17 protein-coding genes are annotated in these 18,277 nt (G+C 62.4%); 10 read left to right on the plus strand and 7 right to left on the minus strand.

Annotation, left to right across the window (positions count from 1 at the left end; translation table 11 throughout):
• Positions 1-7: 7 nt before the first annotated feature.
• Positions 8-712, plus strand: a complete 705-nt coding sequence (locus DSC91_RS03795; RefSeq protein WP_115776896.1) for a hypothetical protein — start codon at positions 8-10, stop codon at positions 710-712.
• Positions 713-734: 22 nt separating this feature from the next.
• Here the strand turns inward: DSC91_RS03795 and DSC91_RS03800 are convergent, their stop codons facing one another.
• Positions 735-1,649, minus strand: a complete 915-nt coding sequence (locus tag DSC91_RS03800; RefSeq protein WP_115776897.1) for a LysR family transcriptional regulator — start codon at positions 1,647-1,649, stop codon at positions 735-737.
• Between the two features lie 70 nt (positions 1,650-1,719).
• Between DSC91_RS03800 and DSC91_RS03805 the strand changes: the two genes are divergently transcribed.
• The 3 genes from DSC91_RS03805 (at position 1,720) to DSC91_RS03815 (ending at position 4,088) form a co-directional block, all read left to right on the plus strand.
• Positions 1,720-2,496: an NAD(P)H-dependent oxidoreductase gene (locus DSC91_RS03805; RefSeq protein WP_115776898.1), complete on the plus strand. Its 777-nt coding sequence runs from the start codon at positions 1,720-1,722 to the stop codon at positions 2,494-2,496.
• Positions 2,497-2,720: 224 nt separating this feature from the next.
• Positions 2,721-3,563, plus strand: a complete 843-nt coding sequence (locus tag DSC91_RS03810; RefSeq protein ID WP_373291912.1) for an alpha/beta hydrolase — start codon at positions 2,721-2,723, stop codon at positions 3,561-3,563.
• Positions 3,564-3,566: 3 nt separating this feature from the next.
• Positions 3,567-4,088, plus strand: coding sequence for a cupin domain-containing protein (locus DSC91_RS03815; protein WP_115776900.1), 522 nt, complete (start codon positions 3,567-3,569; stop codon positions 4,086-4,088).
• On the opposite strand, the gene DSC91_RS03820 is transcribed toward DSC91_RS03815, so the two are convergent.
• The 5 genes from DSC91_RS03820 to DSC91_RS03840 all read right to left on the minus strand — a co-directional run bounded on the left by DSC91_RS03820 (position 4,082) and on the right by DSC91_RS03840 (position 8,708).
• Entirely contained in the window at positions 4,082-5,065 is a 984-nt protein-coding gene (locus DSC91_RS03820; protein WP_115776901.1) for an alpha/beta hydrolase, read from the minus strand. The genes DSC91_RS03815 and DSC91_RS03820 overlap by 7 nt on opposite strands.
• On the minus strand, positions 5,058-5,582 hold the full coding sequence (locus tag DSC91_RS03825) for a thioesterase family protein (protein ID WP_115776902.1): 525 nt from the start codon (positions 5,580-5,582) through the stop codon (positions 5,058-5,060). The genes DSC91_RS03820 and DSC91_RS03825 overlap by 8 nt, the downstream gene beginning before the upstream one ends.
• Before the next feature lie 99 nt (positions 5,583-5,681).
• Positions 5,682-6,647, minus strand: coding sequence for an L-carnitine dehydrogenase (locus DSC91_RS03830; protein ID WP_115776903.1), 966 nt, complete (start codon positions 6,645-6,647; stop codon positions 5,682-5,684).
• A 76-nt stretch (positions 6,648-6,723) separates the two neighbouring features.
• Positions 6,724-7,653 carry a 3-dehydrocarnitine:acetyl-CoA trimethylamine transferase CdhC gene (gene cdhC, locus DSC91_RS03835; protein WP_115776904.1) on the minus strand — a complete coding sequence of 310 codons (930 nt, stop codon included), beginning with the start codon at positions 7,651-7,653 and terminating at the stop codon, positions 6,724-6,726.
• A gap of 101 nt (positions 7,654-7,754) precedes the next feature.
• On the minus strand, positions 7,755-8,708 hold the full coding sequence (locus tag DSC91_RS03840; protein ID WP_115776905.1) for a choline ABC transporter substrate-binding protein: 954 nt from the start codon (positions 8,706-8,708) through the stop codon (positions 7,755-7,757).
• 361 nt (positions 8,709-9,069) lie between these two features.
• On the opposite strand from DSC91_RS03840, the gene DSC91_RS03845 reads away from it, so the two are divergent.
• Together DSC91_RS03845 and DSC91_RS03850 are read left to right on the plus strand one after the other, a co-directional pair.
• Positions 9,070-10,086, plus strand: a complete 1,017-nt coding sequence (locus DSC91_RS03845; protein ID WP_167470488.1) for a GlxA family transcriptional regulator — start codon at positions 9,070-9,072, stop codon at positions 10,084-10,086.
• 275 nt (positions 10,087-10,361) lie between these two features.
• The gene (locus tag DSC91_RS03850) at positions 10,362-10,688 is read left to right on the plus strand and encodes a DUF4148 domain-containing protein (RefSeq protein ID WP_115776906.1); all 327 of its coding nucleotides are present in this window, start codon (positions 10,362-10,364) and stop codon (positions 10,686-10,688) included.
• Positions 10,689-10,834: 146 nt separating this feature from the next.
• On the opposite strand, the gene DSC91_RS03855 is transcribed toward DSC91_RS03850, so the two are convergent.
• The gene (locus DSC91_RS03855; protein ID WP_115776907.1) at positions 10,835-11,743 is read right to left on the minus strand and encodes a LysR family transcriptional regulator; all 909 of its coding nucleotides are present in this window, start codon (positions 11,741-11,743) and stop codon (positions 10,835-10,837) included.
• A 102-nt stretch (positions 11,744-11,845) separates the two neighbouring features.
• Here DSC91_RS03855 and mdlC point away from each other — a divergent pair, with 102 nt between their 5' ends.
• The 4 genes from mdlC (at position 11,846) to DSC91_RS03875 (ending at position 17,945) form a co-directional block, all read left to right on the plus strand.
• On the plus strand, positions 11,846-13,465 hold the full coding sequence (gene mdlC / locus DSC91_RS03860) for a benzoylformate decarboxylase (protein ID WP_115776908.1): 1,620 nt from the start codon (positions 11,846-11,848) through the stop codon (positions 13,463-13,465).
• A gap of 55 nt (positions 13,466-13,520) precedes the next feature.
• Positions 13,521-14,972, plus strand: coding sequence for an aldehyde dehydrogenase (locus tag DSC91_RS03865; RefSeq protein WP_115776909.1), 1,452 nt, complete (start codon positions 13,521-13,523; stop codon positions 14,970-14,972).
• Between the two features lie 354 nt (positions 14,973-15,326).
• Positions 15,327-16,598 carry an MFS transporter gene (locus tag DSC91_RS03870; RefSeq protein WP_229758292.1) on the plus strand — a complete coding sequence of 424 codons (1,272 nt, stop codon included), beginning with the start codon at positions 15,327-15,329 and terminating at the stop codon, positions 16,596-16,598.
• 210 nt (positions 16,599-16,808) lie between these two features.
• On the plus strand, positions 16,809-17,945 hold the full coding sequence (locus DSC91_RS03875) for a porin (protein WP_115776911.1): 1,137 nt from the start codon (positions 16,809-16,811) through the stop codon (positions 17,943-17,945).
• Positions 17,946-18,277 lie beyond the last annotated feature (332 nt).

The following is an 18,277-nucleotide window of genomic DNA, read 5'->3' on the forward strand; positions in this document are numbered from 1 at the left end:
GGACACGATGAAAGAGCCAGCGCCGAGCTCCACGGTTCAGCGCATCACCGCGCGTGACGCAGTTCCGGCCGCTTTGCTGGTTACCGGCGCGGTGCTTGCCGTGCTCGTTCCGCCATGCTTCCCATTTCCTCATGCAACCGCGTATCTCGCCGCAGTACGAGCGTTGCTCATGCTCGCGACTGGCATGGCAGGACTCTATTGCGCGCGGCGTTGCGGGCTTGAAATCGTGCCGCACGGGCTCAGGCATCCCGTGCGGTTTTCTCTCATTGCCGGTGCGTCGGTCGCAGCGTATCTGCTGCTCGTCGATGCTGTTTTTCGCGCCGCATTGACCGGCGATCATGCGGAATCGTTGCCGGGTGTGGCGCTGTCGGTGCGTTTGATTTACTACGTGTTGCGCAGCGTGAACGAGGGCATCGTCTACCAGCTTTTTTTCGGTTCGGCGTTCGTGTTTCTGATCGGCCGCGTGTGGCGTCACGATGGCGCGATTGCTCCCGGGGCTTATTGGTTGGGGTTGATCCTTGCTCATGCGCTCAATCTGGCGATCAATGTGCCGTTTGAAGCATCCGCGTTGGCCTATGACACGCTGCGTTTTTTTGTGCCCGGTCTCTTGTGGGCGTATCTGTATCGACGTCATGGACTGAGCGTGGCGATCGCCGCGCATGCGGCAACGCACCTGTTTTTTCAACCGCTCATTGGGTTGGCGCCGAGCTAGGCTGCGGCACTTGCCCGGGTGTTCACGTTGCCACCGCATCCACGATGCGCTCCCGCAGCCATTGGTGTGCCGGGTCGCGATGAGAGCGCTCATGCCAGAGCATCGTCATTTCATAACCCGGCACGTCAACCGGCGCCTCGACGACCCGGAGCGCGTCATTGCCGCGCACCAATCGCGCCGGCACCATCGCCACGAGGTCCGTGTTCGCGAGGACTGACATCATGAACAGGAAGTGCGGCACCGAAAGCACAACCCTGCGCGTGAGGCCTGCTTCAGCCAGCGCGTCGTCCGTGACGCCGCTAAACCCGCCGCCATCCGGCGACACGATCACGTGCTCCAGTTTGCAGAACTGCGCAAGCGTTGGCCGGCGTTTCAGGCGCGGGTGATCCGCGCGACCTGCCAGCACATACCGCTCCTTGAAAAGCACCCGCCCGCGTAATCCGGGCGGCGCGCCTTCGCTGGTATGGAATCCCAGATCGATGTCGCCCTGTTCGGCCTGCTTCGCGAGGCGTGGCGGAACCGCTTCCACGATTGCGACTCTCGTGCCGGGCGCCGCCGCGCGCAAACCGGGCAGGAGGGGCAGCAGGATCGTCGATTCGGCATAGTCGGTCGCGGCAATGCGCCATGTATGACTCGCTTCGGCTGGATTGAATGGGCTGGCCGGCGACACTGCGTGCTCAAGTGCATCGAGCGCCTGGCGCAAAGGTTCGCGTAGTTCTTCGGCCCGCGCAGTAGGGCGCATGCCTCGGGGTCCCGGCAGCAACAGCGGGTCGCCAAAGACATCGCGCAGCTTGGCAAGATGCACACTCACCGACGGTTGGGAGAAATTCAGGCGTTCGGCCGCGCGGGTCACGTTGTGCTCCGACAGCAGGACGTCGAGTGTCACCAGCAGATTGAGATCCAGTCTTCTGAGATTATTCACAGCAATACCTGACATGTAGGTTATTCATTTCCAATATACCGGACGAAGACCTATTGTGGTGCTTTCTCGCAATGGAGGTCAGGTCATGAATGTTCTTCTCGTCTATGCGCACCCGGAACCCCGGTCGTTGAACGGGTCCCTCAAGGATTTTTCGGTCAGGCATCTCGAGGATGCCGGGCACGTCGTGCAGGTATCCGATCTGTATGCGATGAGCTGGAAAGCATCGCTCGACGCAAATGACAGCCTGGACAGGCAGCCCGGCGCGCGTTTCGATCCTTCTCTCGACTCGAAGCGTGCTTTCAGGGACGGGCGGCAAAGCCAGGACATCGCGCTTGAACAGGAGAAGCTGAAGTGGGCGGACGCTGTGATTCTGCAGTTTCCGTTGTGGTGGTTCTCGATGCCCGCGATCCTGAAAGGCTGGGTGGAGCGCGTCTATGCATATGGCTTCGCGTATGGAGTCGGGGAGCACTCCGACGCGCGCTGGGGCGACCGCTATGGGGAAGGCAGCATGTCAGGCAAGCGGGCGATGCTGGTCGTGACAACCGGTGGCTGGGAGTCGCATTACAGCCCGCGGGGTATCAACGGGCCGATCGACGACGTGTTGTTCCCCATCCAGCATGGCGTTCTGTATTACCCGGGCTTCGACGTATTGCCGCCGTTCGTGATCCATCGAACAAGCCGGATCGACGAAGCACGATTTTCAGAGGTGCGCGACGCGCTCGGGCAGCGTCTCGACGACCTCTGGAACACCGCACCCATACCGTTTCGCCCGCAGAACGCCGGTGCGTACGACATCCCGGCGCTCACACTGCGGTCCGATATTGCGCCGGATCAGATCGGCTTTTCAGCGCATATTGAATAGACGCGTCGCCGTTCCCGCATTCACGTGCAGAGCAACGGCAATCGCTGAATAGGCGTTCGGTTTGGCCCGGTCCGGCTCCCCTTGGAGCGGCGCCAAGCTGACGGGACCGTATGCTTCGCTGAAATTTGGTTGTAAGTCGCCGTTGTTAGAGTCGTTGACAGAATTTTGCCGCCAGATGCCGGACAGTGTTCTTCGGACACATAGAAAGGGGAGAGCGACAAACCATGAAAATGAATTCTGCGTTCTGGCTCGTTCTGGCGCTGCTTTTCGCGAACCCGGTCTGGGCGTTTCAGTCCAGGGTCGTCACCATTCCCAGCGCGGCCATGCATAAGTCGCTCGAGGCGACGGTGGTGCTGCCCGATCAGTACATGCGCGGCAAGGCGGCCGATCGCTTCCCTGTCGTCTATTTGCTGCACGGCTCGGGCGGCGACTACACCGACTGGACCGCGAATTCGCACATCGGCAAACTGGCCGACCGCTATCACGTGATCCTCGTCATGCCGGACGGCGGTCACGAGAGCTGGTACATCGACAGTCCTGTCGATTCGCACAGCCGTTACGAAACTTACGTCGGTACCGAAGTCGTCGGATACATCGATACGCATTTCCGCACGATTGCGACCCGCCAGGCGCGGGCGATTACGGGGCTGAGCATGGGCGGGTTCGGAGCATTGCATATTGCGCTGGACCGACCGGACGAGTTCGGCGCGGCAGGCAGTATCAGCGGAGCGGTCGATCCGCGCGGGTGCGAGGATGAGCCGGGGATCGATCAGGTATTCGGGGATCCAGCTCGTCACGCCGACTTCTGGAACAACGAGGCGATTGTCGAGAACGCGCGCAGTCTGGCGAATGCGCATATTGCGCTGACGATCGACTGCGGGGTGAACGATTCGCTTGTTCAGTCGAACCGGATGCTGCATGCCCGGCTTGTCGAGTTGGGCGTGCCGCATGATTACGCGGAACGGCCTGGCGGGCATACGTGGAAGTATTGGGCGAATGCGGTGCAATACCAGGTGCTGTTCTTTGCCAGTTCGTTCAGGCGGAATGGGGGCGCGGCGCAGACTTGAGACATGAATGGCTTGATTCGCCAATGGCGGATTGACGGGTTGTTCTTGCGGGATGGCGGATTGATGGTTGTACTCGCAACCACTTCCGTCTATGGGAGAGTAAAAATGAAAATAACCACTCGTTTGAACCTCGGCCTAAGCGTCGCCACTGCCTTGATGTTTTGCATACCCTGTTCTGCGCAGGAGCCGGGAACCGTGAAGCCTCGAACGCTCCTTCAGCAAACCGTCGATGGCATGCCGAAAGGCGAAAAACAGGAAGTACGCGTCCTGACGGCGAGTTTCAAACCCGGAGATAAAACCGTGTTTCATACGCATCGGTTTCCGGTGACTGTTTATGTATTGGAGGGCGCCTTCACGTTGGAAATGGAGGGCATGGCGCCGGTCAAGGTAAGCCAGGGGCAGGCAATGATGGAGCCGCCGCACGTGAGGATGACAGGCTACAACCGGAGCAATAGCGACTCGCTGCGCGTCGTTGTCTTCTATGTGAGCGATCCGGATACGCCGTTTCTGGATCCGCTTCATTGATCCCGTGTTGGGCGGAACGACGAAGCGGAGGAATGCGCGCCTAGAAACTGGCAGACAGTGCGATGCAGCGCCTTTACGCCGGGACTCGATTCGAGCGCACGCCAGCATCCATGTACGAGCCCGGTTCCAATCCATAACTGCGCGTGTCCGCCGGCCGCATTAATGCGCTCGACAAACACCCTCGCGTCGTCCCGTAACGGATCGTGTTCGACACCGATGGCAAGCGTTGGCGGCAGGCCGTCGAAGCGCGACGCATCGAGGGGTATCGTCCACGCAGGATAGGGTGGCTGTTCGCCCCCGCTTTTGCCCCAATAAAGATCGCGAAACGCATGGACATCGGCAAGCGTAAGCATCGGCGCATGCGCTTCGCTTTCGCGCGCAGGCATTTGCGGCTCGGTGCCGAGCATCGGATAGACCAGTGCAAGGCTGTGCACGCCTTGAATGCCGTCGTCGCGCAACCGCATCGCGACGCTGGCAGCGAGATTGGCGCCGGCACTGTCGCCCGCCAATTGCAGCGCGCCTTCCGCCCGGGAATCGAACGGCAACCGGCCGGCCAATGCGGCGAGCGTAATCTCCAGACAATCCTCATGCGCGGCGGGAGCGTGATGTTCCGGAGCAAGCCGGTAATCGACCGCAATCACATCGAGTCCGGTATCCGCGGCAATACGCGCTGTCACGAGCTCGTGACTATCCAGCGAGCCGAGCACGAAGCCGCCACCGTGAAAGTACAGCACCGTGCTGTCAGGTGTCCCGCCCGTCTTTCCGCGATGTCGATAGAGTCGCAGTCCGATCCGATGCCCGGCGCTCGCCTGAAACACAGCGTCTTCGGCTATCACATCCGCGGGTAAAGGCGGCGTGAGTGCCGCCGCATAGCGCTCGTAAATCGCGCGCTGTTTGCTCGGCGGCAATGAAGTGGAATGCCCCGCATAGATGGCAGCGGTCCGTTCGATGAACGCAGCGATTTCCGGTTCAAGCATGCTCGCTCCCCGCGCTGCCATTACGTGTCGTCTTGACAGGCAAGCCGATCACGCGGCCTGCAAACCTGGCGGCCGGCAACACGGCGTGCACTTCCGCCAGCGCCCGCACGCGCGCTTCGACATCCGGGTCGAAGGCAACAGCGCGTGGTCCGCCGGTATCGACGTGGAGCAGCATCTGTTCACCCGCGGCCACCGGTTCGACGCCCTCGTCGGCGAACATGTCGAGGTACAGATGCAGCCGCTTCGCGTCATGCCCAAGCACGCGCATATCGACGCGAACCTGCGCGCCTTCCTTGATTTCATGCAGATAGTTGATATGCGCTTCGAGCGTATAGATCGAGCGGCCACGTTCTTTGCGCACCACATCGGGCAGCCCGATCGCGTCGATCAACGCATCGGTTGCGAAGCTGAAAATCAGCATGTAGAACGCGTCGCGCAAGTGACCGTTGTAGTCGACCCACTCGGCGCGTACGGTATCGCGATAGCAGGGCAGTGAAGCGAGGTCCGGCGTTGGCATATGCAATCGTTTCCTTTGTCCCTATGAATGGGGCTGTCCGCCGCGATCATGTGCGCCCGGTGCATCCAGACGGGGCCGGGCGTATTCCTGCACGCAGTATCACTCCCCGGGAAGCAAACCGTGCCGCGCCTTGGCTTCCCCAATCGCCGCCAGCACACTCGTAATGCAATCGTCCCGATAGCGCTCAAGCTGTTTGATCGAGCGCGGCCCGACTTGTTCAGACGTCCCGTCCACCACCCGGTCGATCAATTCGTCAGTTAGCTGCGGTGCAACCAGTTTAGTCCACGGCAGCGCCAAAGCCGGCCCAAACTGCTGCATGAAGTGACGCATCCCCGCATCGCCGCCCGCCAGGGTGTACGTCAGGAACGTGCCCATGAACGACCAGCGGATGCCCGCGCCGAAGCGGATCGCATCGTCGATTTCACCCGTGGTCGCCACGCCTTCGTTGACCAGATGCAGCGCCTCGCGCCACAGCGCTTCGAGCAAACGGTCGGCGATAAAACCGGGCACTTCCTTGCGCACGAGAAGCGGTCGCATCGAGAGCGAACGATACACCTGTAGCGCCGCGTCGATGGTTGCCGGTGCGGTACGTTCGCCGCCGAGCACTTCGACGAGCGGCAGCAGATACACCGGATTGAACGGGTGCCCGACGATGCAACGTTGCGGATTCACCGCCCGTGCATAGAAATCGCTCGGCAGCAGGCCGGAGGTGGACGAGGCGATGATCGCGTCCGGCTTTGCCGCACGGCTGATCTGCTCGTGCAAGGCGAGCTTCAGCTCCTCGCGTTCGGGCGCGCTCTCCTGAACGAAATCCGCCTGCTCGACACAGGCTTCGATCGTCTCGACGAAACGCAACCTGTCGGGTGTCGCGCCCTCGGCGAGACCGACGCGTTCCAATGCCGGCCACGCATTGGCGATGTTCTCGCGCAACTGTTTCTCCGCGCCAGGAGCGGGGTCCCACGCGACGACGTCGAGCCCGTGCGCGAGCGCCCGCGCGACCCAGCCGCTGCCGATCACGCCCGCGCCGATGGCCGCAAATGTTTTGATATCGACGATCACTGCCATTGCTGATGCTTCCTTTGCCTATGAGTTCTCAGGTTCCGAAACGCGCTGTATCGAGCGCAACGGATACGCGACATGGTCATGCGTACTGTCCCGCAACACGCCGTTCCAACTGCCGTTCGCCGCGTGCGGGCAAGCCGAGCTTGCGGCGGCCTTCCGCGGGCGTCAGCGCGCGTCCGCCGAGCCGTTCGATGATCTCGACCGCGCGTTGCACCAGCGTGCCGTTCGTTGCGGGCACACCTTTGTCGAGCCAGATGTTGTCTTCGAGGCCGACGCGCACGTGGCCGCCGAGGAGCATTGCCTGCGCGACCATCGGCATCTGCATGCGGCCGATGCCGAAACCGGCCCATTGCGCGCCGGGCGGAAGGCTGTCCGCCATCGCCTTCATCGTCGTGGTATCGGCGGGCGCGCCCCAGGGAATGCCGAGGCAGATCTGAAACAGCGGCGGCGCGTCGAGCAAACCCTCCTTGAGCAATTGCTTCGCGAACCACAGATGCCCGGTATCGAAGATCTCCAGTTCCGGTTTCACGCCGAGTTCCTGAATACGTTGAGCGCCGGCCCGCAATTGCGCGGGCGTCGACACATAGATGTAGTCGCCGTCGCCGAAATTGAGCGTGCCGCAATCGAGCGTGCAGATTTCGGGCAGCAATTCCTCGACGTGCGCAAGCCGCGTCAAGCCGCCCACAAGGTCGGTTCCCGCGCCGAAGCGCATCGGATCTTCGCCGGGACCGATCTCGAGATCGCCGCCCATGCCCGCCGTCAGATTGATGATCACGTCGGTGCCCGACGAGCGGATCCGGTCGACGACTTCTCGATACAACTGCGGATCGCGGCTGCCACGGCCGGTCTTCGGATCGCGCACGTGGCAATGCGCGACGGTGGCGCCGACTTTCGCGGCTTCGATAGCGGCGTCGGCGATCTGCTTCGGCGTAACGGGGATGGCCGGATGCTTGCCGACCGTATCGCCCGCGCCGGTGACCGCGCAGGTCACGATGACTTCATGATTCATGCGTGCTAATTCCTGTGGATTGAAATGCGCGACTGGATGGACGCAAGCTGGACCGGGTCGGAGCCGACGGCGCTTAAGCCGACCGCGCCCGGGCGGCCCCGTCAAAGCCCGAGATAGGCTTTCACCGCGGGCAGGCCGTCTTTACCGTCATACGTCTTCACGCCTGCGAGCCACGCATCCAGTACTTGCGGGTTCTTCTTCAGATACGCTTTGGCGGCATCGGCGGGCTTCTCCTTGTTCATCACCGATTGCATCACCACGTTCTCCAGTTGCGTCGAAAAGCGCAGATTGCTCACGAGCTTGCCCGCGTTCGGGCACCGCGTCAGAAAGTCGGGGGACGTCAGCGTATAAACGCGTGCTTCGCCATCGTTCGGACCGAATACGCCCTCGCTGCCGGTGAGGTATTTCATGTCGATCTGGATATTCATCGGATGCGGTTCCCACCCTAGGAACACCACCCATTTCTTCTCGCGAATGGCGCGATCCACGGAAACCAGCATGCCTGCTTCACTCGATTCGATCAGCTTGAAACCGCCGAGGCCGAACTGATTGCTGGCGATCATTTTCTGAATCGCCGCATTCGCGCTGCTGCCCGGTTCGATGCCATAGATCTTGCCGTCGAGCTGATCGCGGTGTTTGGCGATGTCGGCGAACGTCTTCAGGCCGGCGTCGTACTCGTAGCTCGGCACGGCGAAGGTCGCTTTGGCGCCAGTCAGGTTAGGCGGTTGCAGCACCTGAATCGATTTCGAATCGACGAACGGTGCAATCGCTTTCTCCTGCACCGGCCACCAGTAGCCGAGCGACACGTCCAACTGTTTGCTCTTCAGACCCGCGAACGAAATCGGCACCGACGCGACGGTCGTAACAGGTTGATAGCCGAGTCCTTCGAATACGGTCGATGCGAGCGCCGTGGTCGACGTGATGTCTGTCCAGCCGATATCGGCAAAATGCACCGCGCGGCAGGTGGAGGGATCCTGCGCGAAGACCGGCGACGCGGCGACGACGGCCGCCAGACAGGCAAGATGGGTAAACAAGGCTTTGACGCGTGACTTCATGACGTTCCCTCTTCGGACACGTTGAACAGCGTGTTGCGAAATGGCCGCGGCGAGTAAAACCGAGCGGCCCCCGGACCTGCGCGATACGGCTCGAGTCATGCTTGAGCAAGGCTTGAGCTGCACGAGTGACGTAACGTTAATGCCCCATATTCCTGCCAAAGCGACCGCCAGCGACCCGTTCTTGCTCCCACGCGACAGCGAGGGAAAACCAGCATTGTTTGTCATTGCGGTGCAGCATCGATTTGCGGCGGTGAATTTTGATGCGCCTTGCCGGCTTGCGCGCTGCTTGCTACGCTCGCCCGGAATCCCGCGTTCGCTTGCGGTTTGTGTCCCTCTGTGCCCCTGATCGAGTCTGCGCACGATGTCCGAAGATGTGTCGTTCCTGTTGCTGCCTGGCTTTTCGGCGATCGGCTTCATGTCGGCGGTCGAACCGTTGCGCGTGGCGAACCGCTTTCGCGGCGATCTCTACCGCTGGCGCATTCTGAGCCTCGACGGCGCGCCGGTCGCGGCCAGCAACGGTATTTCGATCAATGCCGATGCGGCAATCGCCGACATCCACGAGGCGCGGACGGTATTCGTCGTCGCGGGCTTCGAGCCGCTCGCCTGCTATACGCGCGTACTCGGCGATTGCCTGAAGCGGCTCGAGCGCGCGGGCGCGACGCTCGGTGGCATCGACACGGGCAGCTTCATCCTTGCAGAAGCCGGACTCCTGAGCGGCTCGGACAGCGTGACCGTGCATTGGGAAGCGCTGTCGGCGTTCAGCGAGCGCTATCCTTCGCTGAATGCAAGCCAGGAGCTGTTCGAGATCGGCGCGCGGCGCATCACCTGTGCGGGCGGCACGGCGTCGATCGACATGATGCTGGATCTGATCGGCCGCAAGCACGGTGCAGCGTTGGCCTCGGCGGTCTCGGAACAGTTCGTCGTGAGCCGGATCCGGCAGCGTTCGGATCACCAGAGGATGGAAATTGCGGCGCGTTACGGCGTGCACAACCGCAAGCTGATTCAGGTGATCGGCGCAATGGAGCAGCACATGGAAGAGCCGCTGACGCCCGACCAGCTCGCGCAGGAAATCAGCGTGACGCGACGGCAACTGGAGCGGCTGTTCTGCGCTTCGCTGAAGGACACGCCGACGCATTTCTATCTGCAACTGCGCCTCAGCCGTGCGCGTGAGTTGCTGCAACAGACCGACATGTCGATCACATCGATTTGCGTCGCATGCGGATTCGAGTCGCCTTCGCATTTTTCGCGGACGTATCGCGCGCGGTTCGGCGTGAGTCCGAGAAGCGACCGTCAGGTGACGGGCGGCAGAAATGGCAGTGTGGTGTCGTCGTCGAGCGAGGCGGCGCAGGCGTCGGCGGCGGCATTGTCGGAAGGCTGATTTCGTTGCGCACTAACGGTTATGGGCCGCTGGCTGCTTCGCCGGGGCTTGCTCGTCCGGTTCAGGCGGTGCGTTACGCATCAGGCGTCGAACATCGAGAGGCGGCTTTGTCGCTGAGCTTCTAACGACATTCCATTGTGATTGTGCTGATTTCAGCAACAGTGAATTCGTGGATTAGGGGTTTACCCTATATTCGCTGACTCCTAGACTGTCTCCACTGGCTGCAAACAAACGGTTTGCAGCACGGCAAAAAACAATCTCTGGAGGTAGTCGTCATGAAATCCCTGATCGAAGCTGTTGTTATCGCCGCCCTCATCACTGCGCCGCTCGCCGCTTTTGCCCAAACCAGTCAGCCGGTAACCCGCGCCCAGGTGCGTGCGGAGCTGGTGCAACTGGAAAAAGCGGGTTACAACCCGGCTTTGTCGAATGCGGATGACTACCCGGCAAACATTCAGGCTGCTGAAGCCCGCGTCGCTGCACAAAACGGCGTAGCCCAAACCAGCGGTTATGGTTCGGCTACGAACGGCTCGTCGCAAGCAGGCAGCCGCACCGAAACGACACCGAGCTCGTATTCGGCTCCGGTTGTGAACTTCGGTCATTAATAGGCGGTGGCGCGAGCAATAGGTTCGCGCCCGCCTGATTGACTGCGGTAGACAGCGCCCCCGCTTTCACTTCAATGTGAAAGCGGGGGCGCTGTGCTGTTGGGCGTTGAACGAAGCCGGCGGCGCTGCTGGCCTCAGGCGGGCACTTAGCCCTGAACGGCAGTCAACTGACGGAGTTGCTCCAGCAGCTTCACGGCCGGACTCGGCAAGATACCCTGACGGCGCCGAAAGGCCGTCAACGTGCGGCGCGCGACCACGCCAGGAATCGGCAGCGTATCGAACACGCCAGCCGCGCTTTCGGTGTCGTACATCGGCGTGGCCATCCAGCTCAGAAATCCAGCACGCGTCACCAGGCTTTTCAGCACCGTGATCGAGCGCGTCTCGACGGCAATCTGCGGCATGCCGAGTCCATGCTCGGCAAACAGTTGCTGCATATGCTCGAACGGACCCGTTCCACGCGGCGGCACACACCACTGCTGATCGAGCGTGTCGGCAAGCGATAAATCCGCTTTGTTTCGCAGCGGATGATCGAGCGCGGCGACCACATAGCTCGTGTCTTCCCACCTGCAATCGGCAATCGCGACAATCTCTTCCGTGTCCGGCAAGGCCATGCTGAGCGCGAGATCGATCTCGTGTTTCATCAGACTGTCCGCGAGCCGGTCCCATACGCCCTCGATGATTTCCACGCGCAGATTCGGCCAGCGCGCCAGCACGCCGCTCACCGCGAGCGGCAGCACGAGCGTCGCAATGCTCGCCACCGCGCCGACGCGGATCGTCCCTTTCGCGAGGCCGCGCATCGCGTCGATCTCCTCGCGCGCGTGATCGGCTTCGCGTTGCAGCAGCGTGGCGTGCGGCAGCAGCGCGCTGCCGATCGCAGTCAGCTGCATGCCCTTCGAGTGCCGTTCGAACAACGGCGCGCCGACCTGATCCTCGAGCCGCTTGATGGTGCGGCTCAGCGCGGGTTGCGTGACGTGCAGCACTTCCGCGGCACGGCCCAGGCTGCCGCTTGCGACGATGGTTGCAAACGCGTGCAATTGCTGAAGATTGAAAGTCATGCGCAAAAGTAATGCCTTTTCTCAAAAAAGGCAATTTTCAATCAACCTCGAGCTTCCGATAATGTGCCATCAAGAAACGGCGCTCATCAAAGGGAGACATGGATGATCAGCAACGCGCCCCGTTCAGACGTATCGGGATCCTCTCAACACACCACGTCTACCGTGCGCCACGCCGTGATCGATCTCATGAGGCGCCTCGGCATGACTTCGGTGTTCGCCAATCCGGGCTCGACGGAATTGCCGCTGTTCCGCGATTTCCCGCAAGATTTCCGCTATGTGCTGGGTTTGCAGGAAGCGGTCGTGGTCGGCATGGCCGACGGATATGCGCAGGCCACCCGCAACGCTTCGTTCGTCAATCTGCACTCGGCGGCAGGCGTGGGCAACGCGATGGGCAATATCTTCACCGCGTTTCGCAACCGCACGCCGATTGTGATTACCGCCGGGCAGCAGGCCCGTTCGATTCTGCCGTTTGATCCGTTTCTCGCCTCGACACAAGCCACCGAGCTGCCGAAGCCCTACGTCAAGTGGAGCATCGAGCCGGCACGCGCCGAAGACGTGCCGCTGGCGATCGCGCGCGCCTACTACGTGGCGATGCAGGAGCCGCGCGGGCCGGTGCTGGTGTCGATTCCCGTCGACGATTGGGATCGCGCCGCGGAGCCGGTGCCGGCACGCGTAGTCAGTGCCGAGACGCGGCCGGAGCCGTTTGTGCTGGCGCAGATCGGCGCGGCGCTCGATACCTGCGCACGGCCGGCTTTCGTGGTGGGCGGCGCAGTCGATAGGGCCGGCGCTTGGGACGAAGTCGTGCGTCTCGCCGAACGCCACAACGCCCGCGTATTCGTCGCGCCGATGACGGGCCGCTGCGCGTTCCCCGAAGACCATCGCCTGTTCGCCGGTTTCTTGCCGGCCATGCGCGAGAAGATCGTCGAACTGCTCGGCGGCCATGACCTGATCTTCGTGATCGGCGCGCCGGCCTTCACGTATCACGTCGAAGGTTACGGCCCGCATCTGCCTGCCGGCGCAACGCTGTGCCAGTTGATCGACGATCCGGCCATCGCGGCGTGGGCGCCGACCGGTACCGCGGCGGTCGGCAATATTCGCCTCGGCGTGGCCGATCTGCTGACGCAGCCCGCGCCGAAAACACGCCCCTTGCCCGCACCACGCGCCGCATCGCCACGCGCAGAACCGTCTGCGTTGATGTCCGTGGCGTTCGCGTTGCAAACCCTCGCCGAGGTGCGCCACGCGGACGATATCGTGGTCGAGGAAGCACCGAGCTCGCGGCCGGTGATGCAGAGCTATCTGCGGTTCACACGCAGCGGCACCTTCTACACGATGGACAGCGGCGGCCTCGGCTACGGCATGCCGGCGGCCGTCGGCGTGGCGTTGGCGAAACCCGGCACGCGCGTGATCGGCCTGATCGGCGACGGTTCCAGCATGTATTCGATCCAGGCCATCTATAGCGCCGTGCAGATGAAGCTGCCGATCACGTTCGTGATCCTGAACAATTCACGCTATGCCGCGTTGCAGGACTTTGCTCCGGAATTCGGCTTTGGTCCGGCCGATCCTGTGCAAGGCACCGATCTGCCGGGGCTCGACTTCGTGGCGCTTGCGGCGGGCATGGGTTGCCAAGGCACGCGCGTGACCGATGCCGAACGCCTGCACGGCGTGCTGCGCGACGCGTTGGCGTCGTCCGCGCCGATGCTGGTCGAAGTCGTCGTCGCTTGATCTCGGGCGAGTGTCTTGCCCGCATTCATAAAACTTTCCGCAGGAGACAAACACGATGCAGAGCATATCGATGCTGATCAACGGCGCCGCCGTGCAAGCGAGCAACGGCGCCACCTTCGAGCGCCGCAATCCGCTCGACGGCGAAGTCGCGACGCGCGCCCCCGCGGCGACGGCCGCCGATGCGATAGCCGCCGCCGATGCCGCGGCAGCGGCGTTTCCGGCATGGTCCGCGCTGGGGCCGGGCGAGCGCCGTGCGCTGCTGATGAAGGCCGCGCATGCGCTGGAAGCGCGCAGCGAGGCGTTCGCCGCGGTGATGGCAGCGGAGACGGGCGCATCGGCGATGTGGGCCGGCTTCAATGTGCATCTCGCCGCCGGCGGATTGATGGAAGCGGCGGCGCTCACTACGCAGATCGGTGGCGAACTGATTCCATCCGACGTGCCCGGCAGTCTCGCGATGGGTGTGCGTCAGCCAGCCGGCGTCGTGCTCGGGATCGCGCCATGGAACGCACCGGTGATCCTCGCGGTGCGTGCGATTGCGTTGCCGCTCGCATGCGGCAATACGGTCGTATTGAAGGGTTCGGAAGTCTGCCCCGGCACCCACGGACTGATTGTCGAAGTGCTACAGGAAGCGGGTTTGCCGAAAGGCGTGGTGAATTTCGTCACCAACGCTCCGGCCGATGCAGGCGCAGTAGTCGATGCACTGATCGCGCATCCGAAAGTCCGGCGTGTCAATTTCACCGGCTCCACGCATGTGGGCAAGATCATCGCGGCCACGTGCGCGCGCTATCTGAAGCCGTCGGTGCTGGAGCTTGGCGGAAAAGCGCCGTTGATCGTCCTCGACGACGCGGATCTCGATGCAGCCGTCAACGCCGCTGCGTTCGGCGCATTCGCCAACTCGGGGCAGATCTGCATGTCGACGGAGCGGATCGTCGTCGATGAGCGGATCGCCGACACGTTCGTCGCCAGGCTCGCGCAGAAAGCGCGCGGCCTGCCGCTCGGCGACCCACGCAAAGGGCCGGTGGTGTTGGGATCGGTCGTCGATATGCGCACGGTGGAGTGCTGCAATGCGCTGATCGACGACGCGCTGGCCAAAGGCGCCACGCTCGTTTGCGGCGGCAAGGCGGACAGCACCTTGATGCCCGCCACGCTGCTCGACCACGTCACGCCCGCCATGCGCATCTATGGCGACGAATCGTTCGGGCCGGTGAAGGGCATCGTGCGCGTGAACGGCGAAGATGAAGCCGTGGCCTGTGCGAACGACAACGAATATGGACTCTCGTCAGCGGTGTTCAGCCGCGATCTCGCGCGCGCGATGAATGTCGCGCGACGCATCGAATCGGGCATCTGCCATGTCAACGGGCCGACCGTTCATGACGAAGCGCACATGCCCTTTGGTGGCGTGAAGGGCAGCGGCTTTGGGCGCTTCGGTGGGCAGGCGGGGATCGCCGAGTTTACGGATTTGCGCTGGATTACCGTGCAGACCACACCGCGTCATTACCCGTTCTGAAGGGCGGCGTGTCCTTGTAGTCGCTGCGTATCGCCGCGCGCAATTTTTTCGTAGCGGTATGCAGCGCCGCGAAAGCCATGCATACGTGTCATGGGTTTTGCGCGAAACGGCAATATCAAAAGCCGTTCGCTCGCTCCCATACTGACTAAAAACGTGACCTCGAAAGCGCGGCGTTCAGATCGCGCACACAAACCAGGAGACAGCTTCATGACCAGTTATGTACCGCCGGCCGGCTCGGCCAGGGCGGCAAGCGGCGAGGCCAATGCGCCGCTTGCCGGCCATCAGGTGGGAGTCGAGGAGGGGCGCCATACCGTCGACATCGGCCGCACGCTCGACGAAGGTCCTTACACCACGATGCAGAAGATCGTGGTGTTGCTCGCGGCATTGTCGATCGTCCTGGACGGCTTCGATAGCCAGTTGATCGGCTTTGCGATTCCCGTGCTGATCAAGGAATGGGGCGTCACGCGTGCGGCTTTCGCACCGGTGGTCGCCGCCGGGTTGATCGGCATGGGCATCGGCAGCGCGTGTGCCGGGCTGCTGGCCGATCGCTTCGGCCGCCGCTGGGCGGTGATCGGCAGCGTGCTGGTGTTCGGCGCCGCCACCTGCGGCATCAGCTTCGCGCCCGATATCGTGACGATTGCGGTGCTGCGTTTTGTTGCCGGACTCGGCATCGGCGGCGCGTTGCCGAGTTCGACGACCATGACCGCGGAGTTCACGCCGGCTCGCCGCCGCACCTTGGCGGTCACCGCGACGATCGTCTGCGTACCGCTCGGCGGCATGGTGGCGGGATTGTTCGCGCATGAAATCCTGCCGACGTACGGATGGCGCTGGCTGTTCCTGATCGGCGGCGTGCTGCCGTTGGCGCTTGGTGTGTTGCTGCTTTTCACGTTACCCGAGTCGCCACGCTTTCTCGCCCGGCGGCCGCAGCGCTGGCCGGAACTCAAACGCCTGCTTGGGCGGATGTCGCGTCCGGTGGCCAGCGGCTGCGTTTTTACCGACATTCGCGAGCAGGCTGTCGAAAAGCACACGGGCATTACCGCGCTGTTCCGCGACGGCCTGGCGCTCGATACGGTGGCGATCTGGTGCGCGTTCTGCATGTGCCTGCTGGCGGTGTATAGCGCTTTCAGCTGGCTGCCGACGATGTTGAGCACGCAGGGCTTGTCCGTGTCGGTGGCGGGCTCGGGGCTCACCGCGTATAACCTGGGCGGCGTGGTGGGCGCGTTGCTGTGCGCCGTCGTGATCGCACGCACAGGCTCGCGCTGGCCGTTGATTCTCTGCAGCGCAGGTGGTGCGGCGAGCGCGTTGCTGCTGCTCGGCGTGAACATCGCCGACCACACCGGTTTGCTGATCTTCGGTCTCGGCGTGCACGGCCTGTTCGTCAACGCCGTCCAGTCGACGATGTTTGCGCTGTGCGCTTACGTCTATCCGACCCGTGTGCGCGCCACCGGTACCGCATCGGCGCTTGCCTTCGGCAGGCTCGGCGCGATTGCCAGCGCATTCGCGGGCGCGGTGGTGATCACGGCTGGCGGCGCATCGTCGTACCTGTGGATGCTCGGGATCGCGATGGTGATCGTAATGGTCGCGCTGATGCTGGTCAAGCGTCATATTCCAAAGCCGGGCGTTTGAGGGACGCAATGTCCTGAGTCGCGGCGATCGAGCGTGATACGCGGATCGCCGCCATCTGAAGCAGTCAATCTTTAGCGTATCGGACGGCTCGAATAGCGGTCGGTATCGTCACGTCAGTCATTAGCATCGCTACATAAAAACGCTGCGTGCGAGTCGCATACGGATGGGTATGCGCTCACTCAAAGCACTATTCCAGGAGACACGGAGACAATGAAATACAAACTCGCTTTGGGCGGCATGCTGCTCGGTATCAGCGCTTCGTCATTGGCACAGAGCAGCGTGACGTTGTACGGGATCCTCGATACCGGCATCGAACTGGTCACGCATGCGAACGCGGCAGGCGATAGCGTTGTGCGCGTGCCTGGCGTCACGGGAGAATTCCCGTCGCGCTGGGGGATTCGCGGCAAGGAAGGGTTGGGCGGCGGAGTGTCCGCTGTTTTCGTGCTGGAAAGCGGCTTTAACACGAAAAGCGGCACGCTCAACCAGGGTGGCCGGCTGTTTGGGCGGCAAGCCTACGTAGGGCTGGAGAGTCCTTACGGCGCATTGACTTTCGGCCGCCAGTACACAATGACGTATTGGGCGATACTCGATTCCGATCTGCTTGGCCCGGACATCTACGGCGGCACGGGGTCGTTCGATCAGTACATGCCGAGCGCGCGCAGCGACAACACGATTGCGTACAAGGGCACGTTCTCGGGCTTGACGTTCGGCGCGACCTATTCGTTCGGCCGCGATTCAGCCGGCACGGGCAATTCGCCGGGGCAGGGCACCTGTGTGGGGTCGATTCCGGGCAGTTCGCAGAGTTGCCGCGAATGGTCGGCGATGTTGCGCTATGACATGAACGGCTACGGCGTGGCGAGCGCCTACGACGAGCAACGCGGCGGCCCGGGCGCGGCCGCGAATCTGTACGACGGCACGGCCCCCTTTGCACTGACACAATCCGGCGACAAGGACGTGCGGATGCAGTTGAACGGTTACGGACACATCGGGCCGGTAAAACTCGGGGCAGGCTGGCTTGGACGTCATGTCGAAACGGTATCCCCTGCATTGCCGGATGTGCGTTCGAATCTGTACTACGTCACGGCCGCGTATAACGTGACGCCTGCCTTCATTCTGGACGGCGGCGTGTACCGTATCATCAATCGCGCCGACGACACGCGCGGCACGATCGCCGCGCTACGCACGACGTATTTGCTGTCGAAGCGTTCCGCGGTGTACCTGCAGGGTGCGTATCTGTTCAACAGTCCGCATGCCGCCTACACGGTAAGCCAGGGTGGGGGAGGCACGACGCCGGCGCCTGGCATTGGGCAACTCGGCCTGATGGCCGGCATTCGCCATTCGTTCTGAGTGGTGCACAGATGTCAGCTATTGCTGATCTGTCATGGGCGAGCTTCGCTGCGTCGAACGCTCGCCGCTCACGCCGGCGCAGAGCCAGCATGATCATGGCGCTGAGCAAAAAAATGCTGCTCTCGTAAGGCAGTGCAGGCGTGCCGTCGTTGAGCAGGCCGAGCAGCGATGCGAGACTGACCGATTTCCAGAATAGACATCCCAGTCTTCCGATAGAGAAAAAAGTGTGTACTGGGTTCTGTCTATCGACCTCGATCGTGAGTGCTGGAGCAGCCTATTTTTTAACTATCCGTGATCTTAAGGATCTCTTAAGGAGAGTTAAAAAGACCAGA

Origin of the sequence: Paraburkholderia caffeinilytica (assembly GCF_003368325.1) — a bacterium.
Classification (GTDB): domain Bacteria; phylum Pseudomonadota; class Gammaproteobacteria; order Burkholderiales; family Burkholderiaceae; genus Paraburkholderia; species Paraburkholderia caffeinilytica.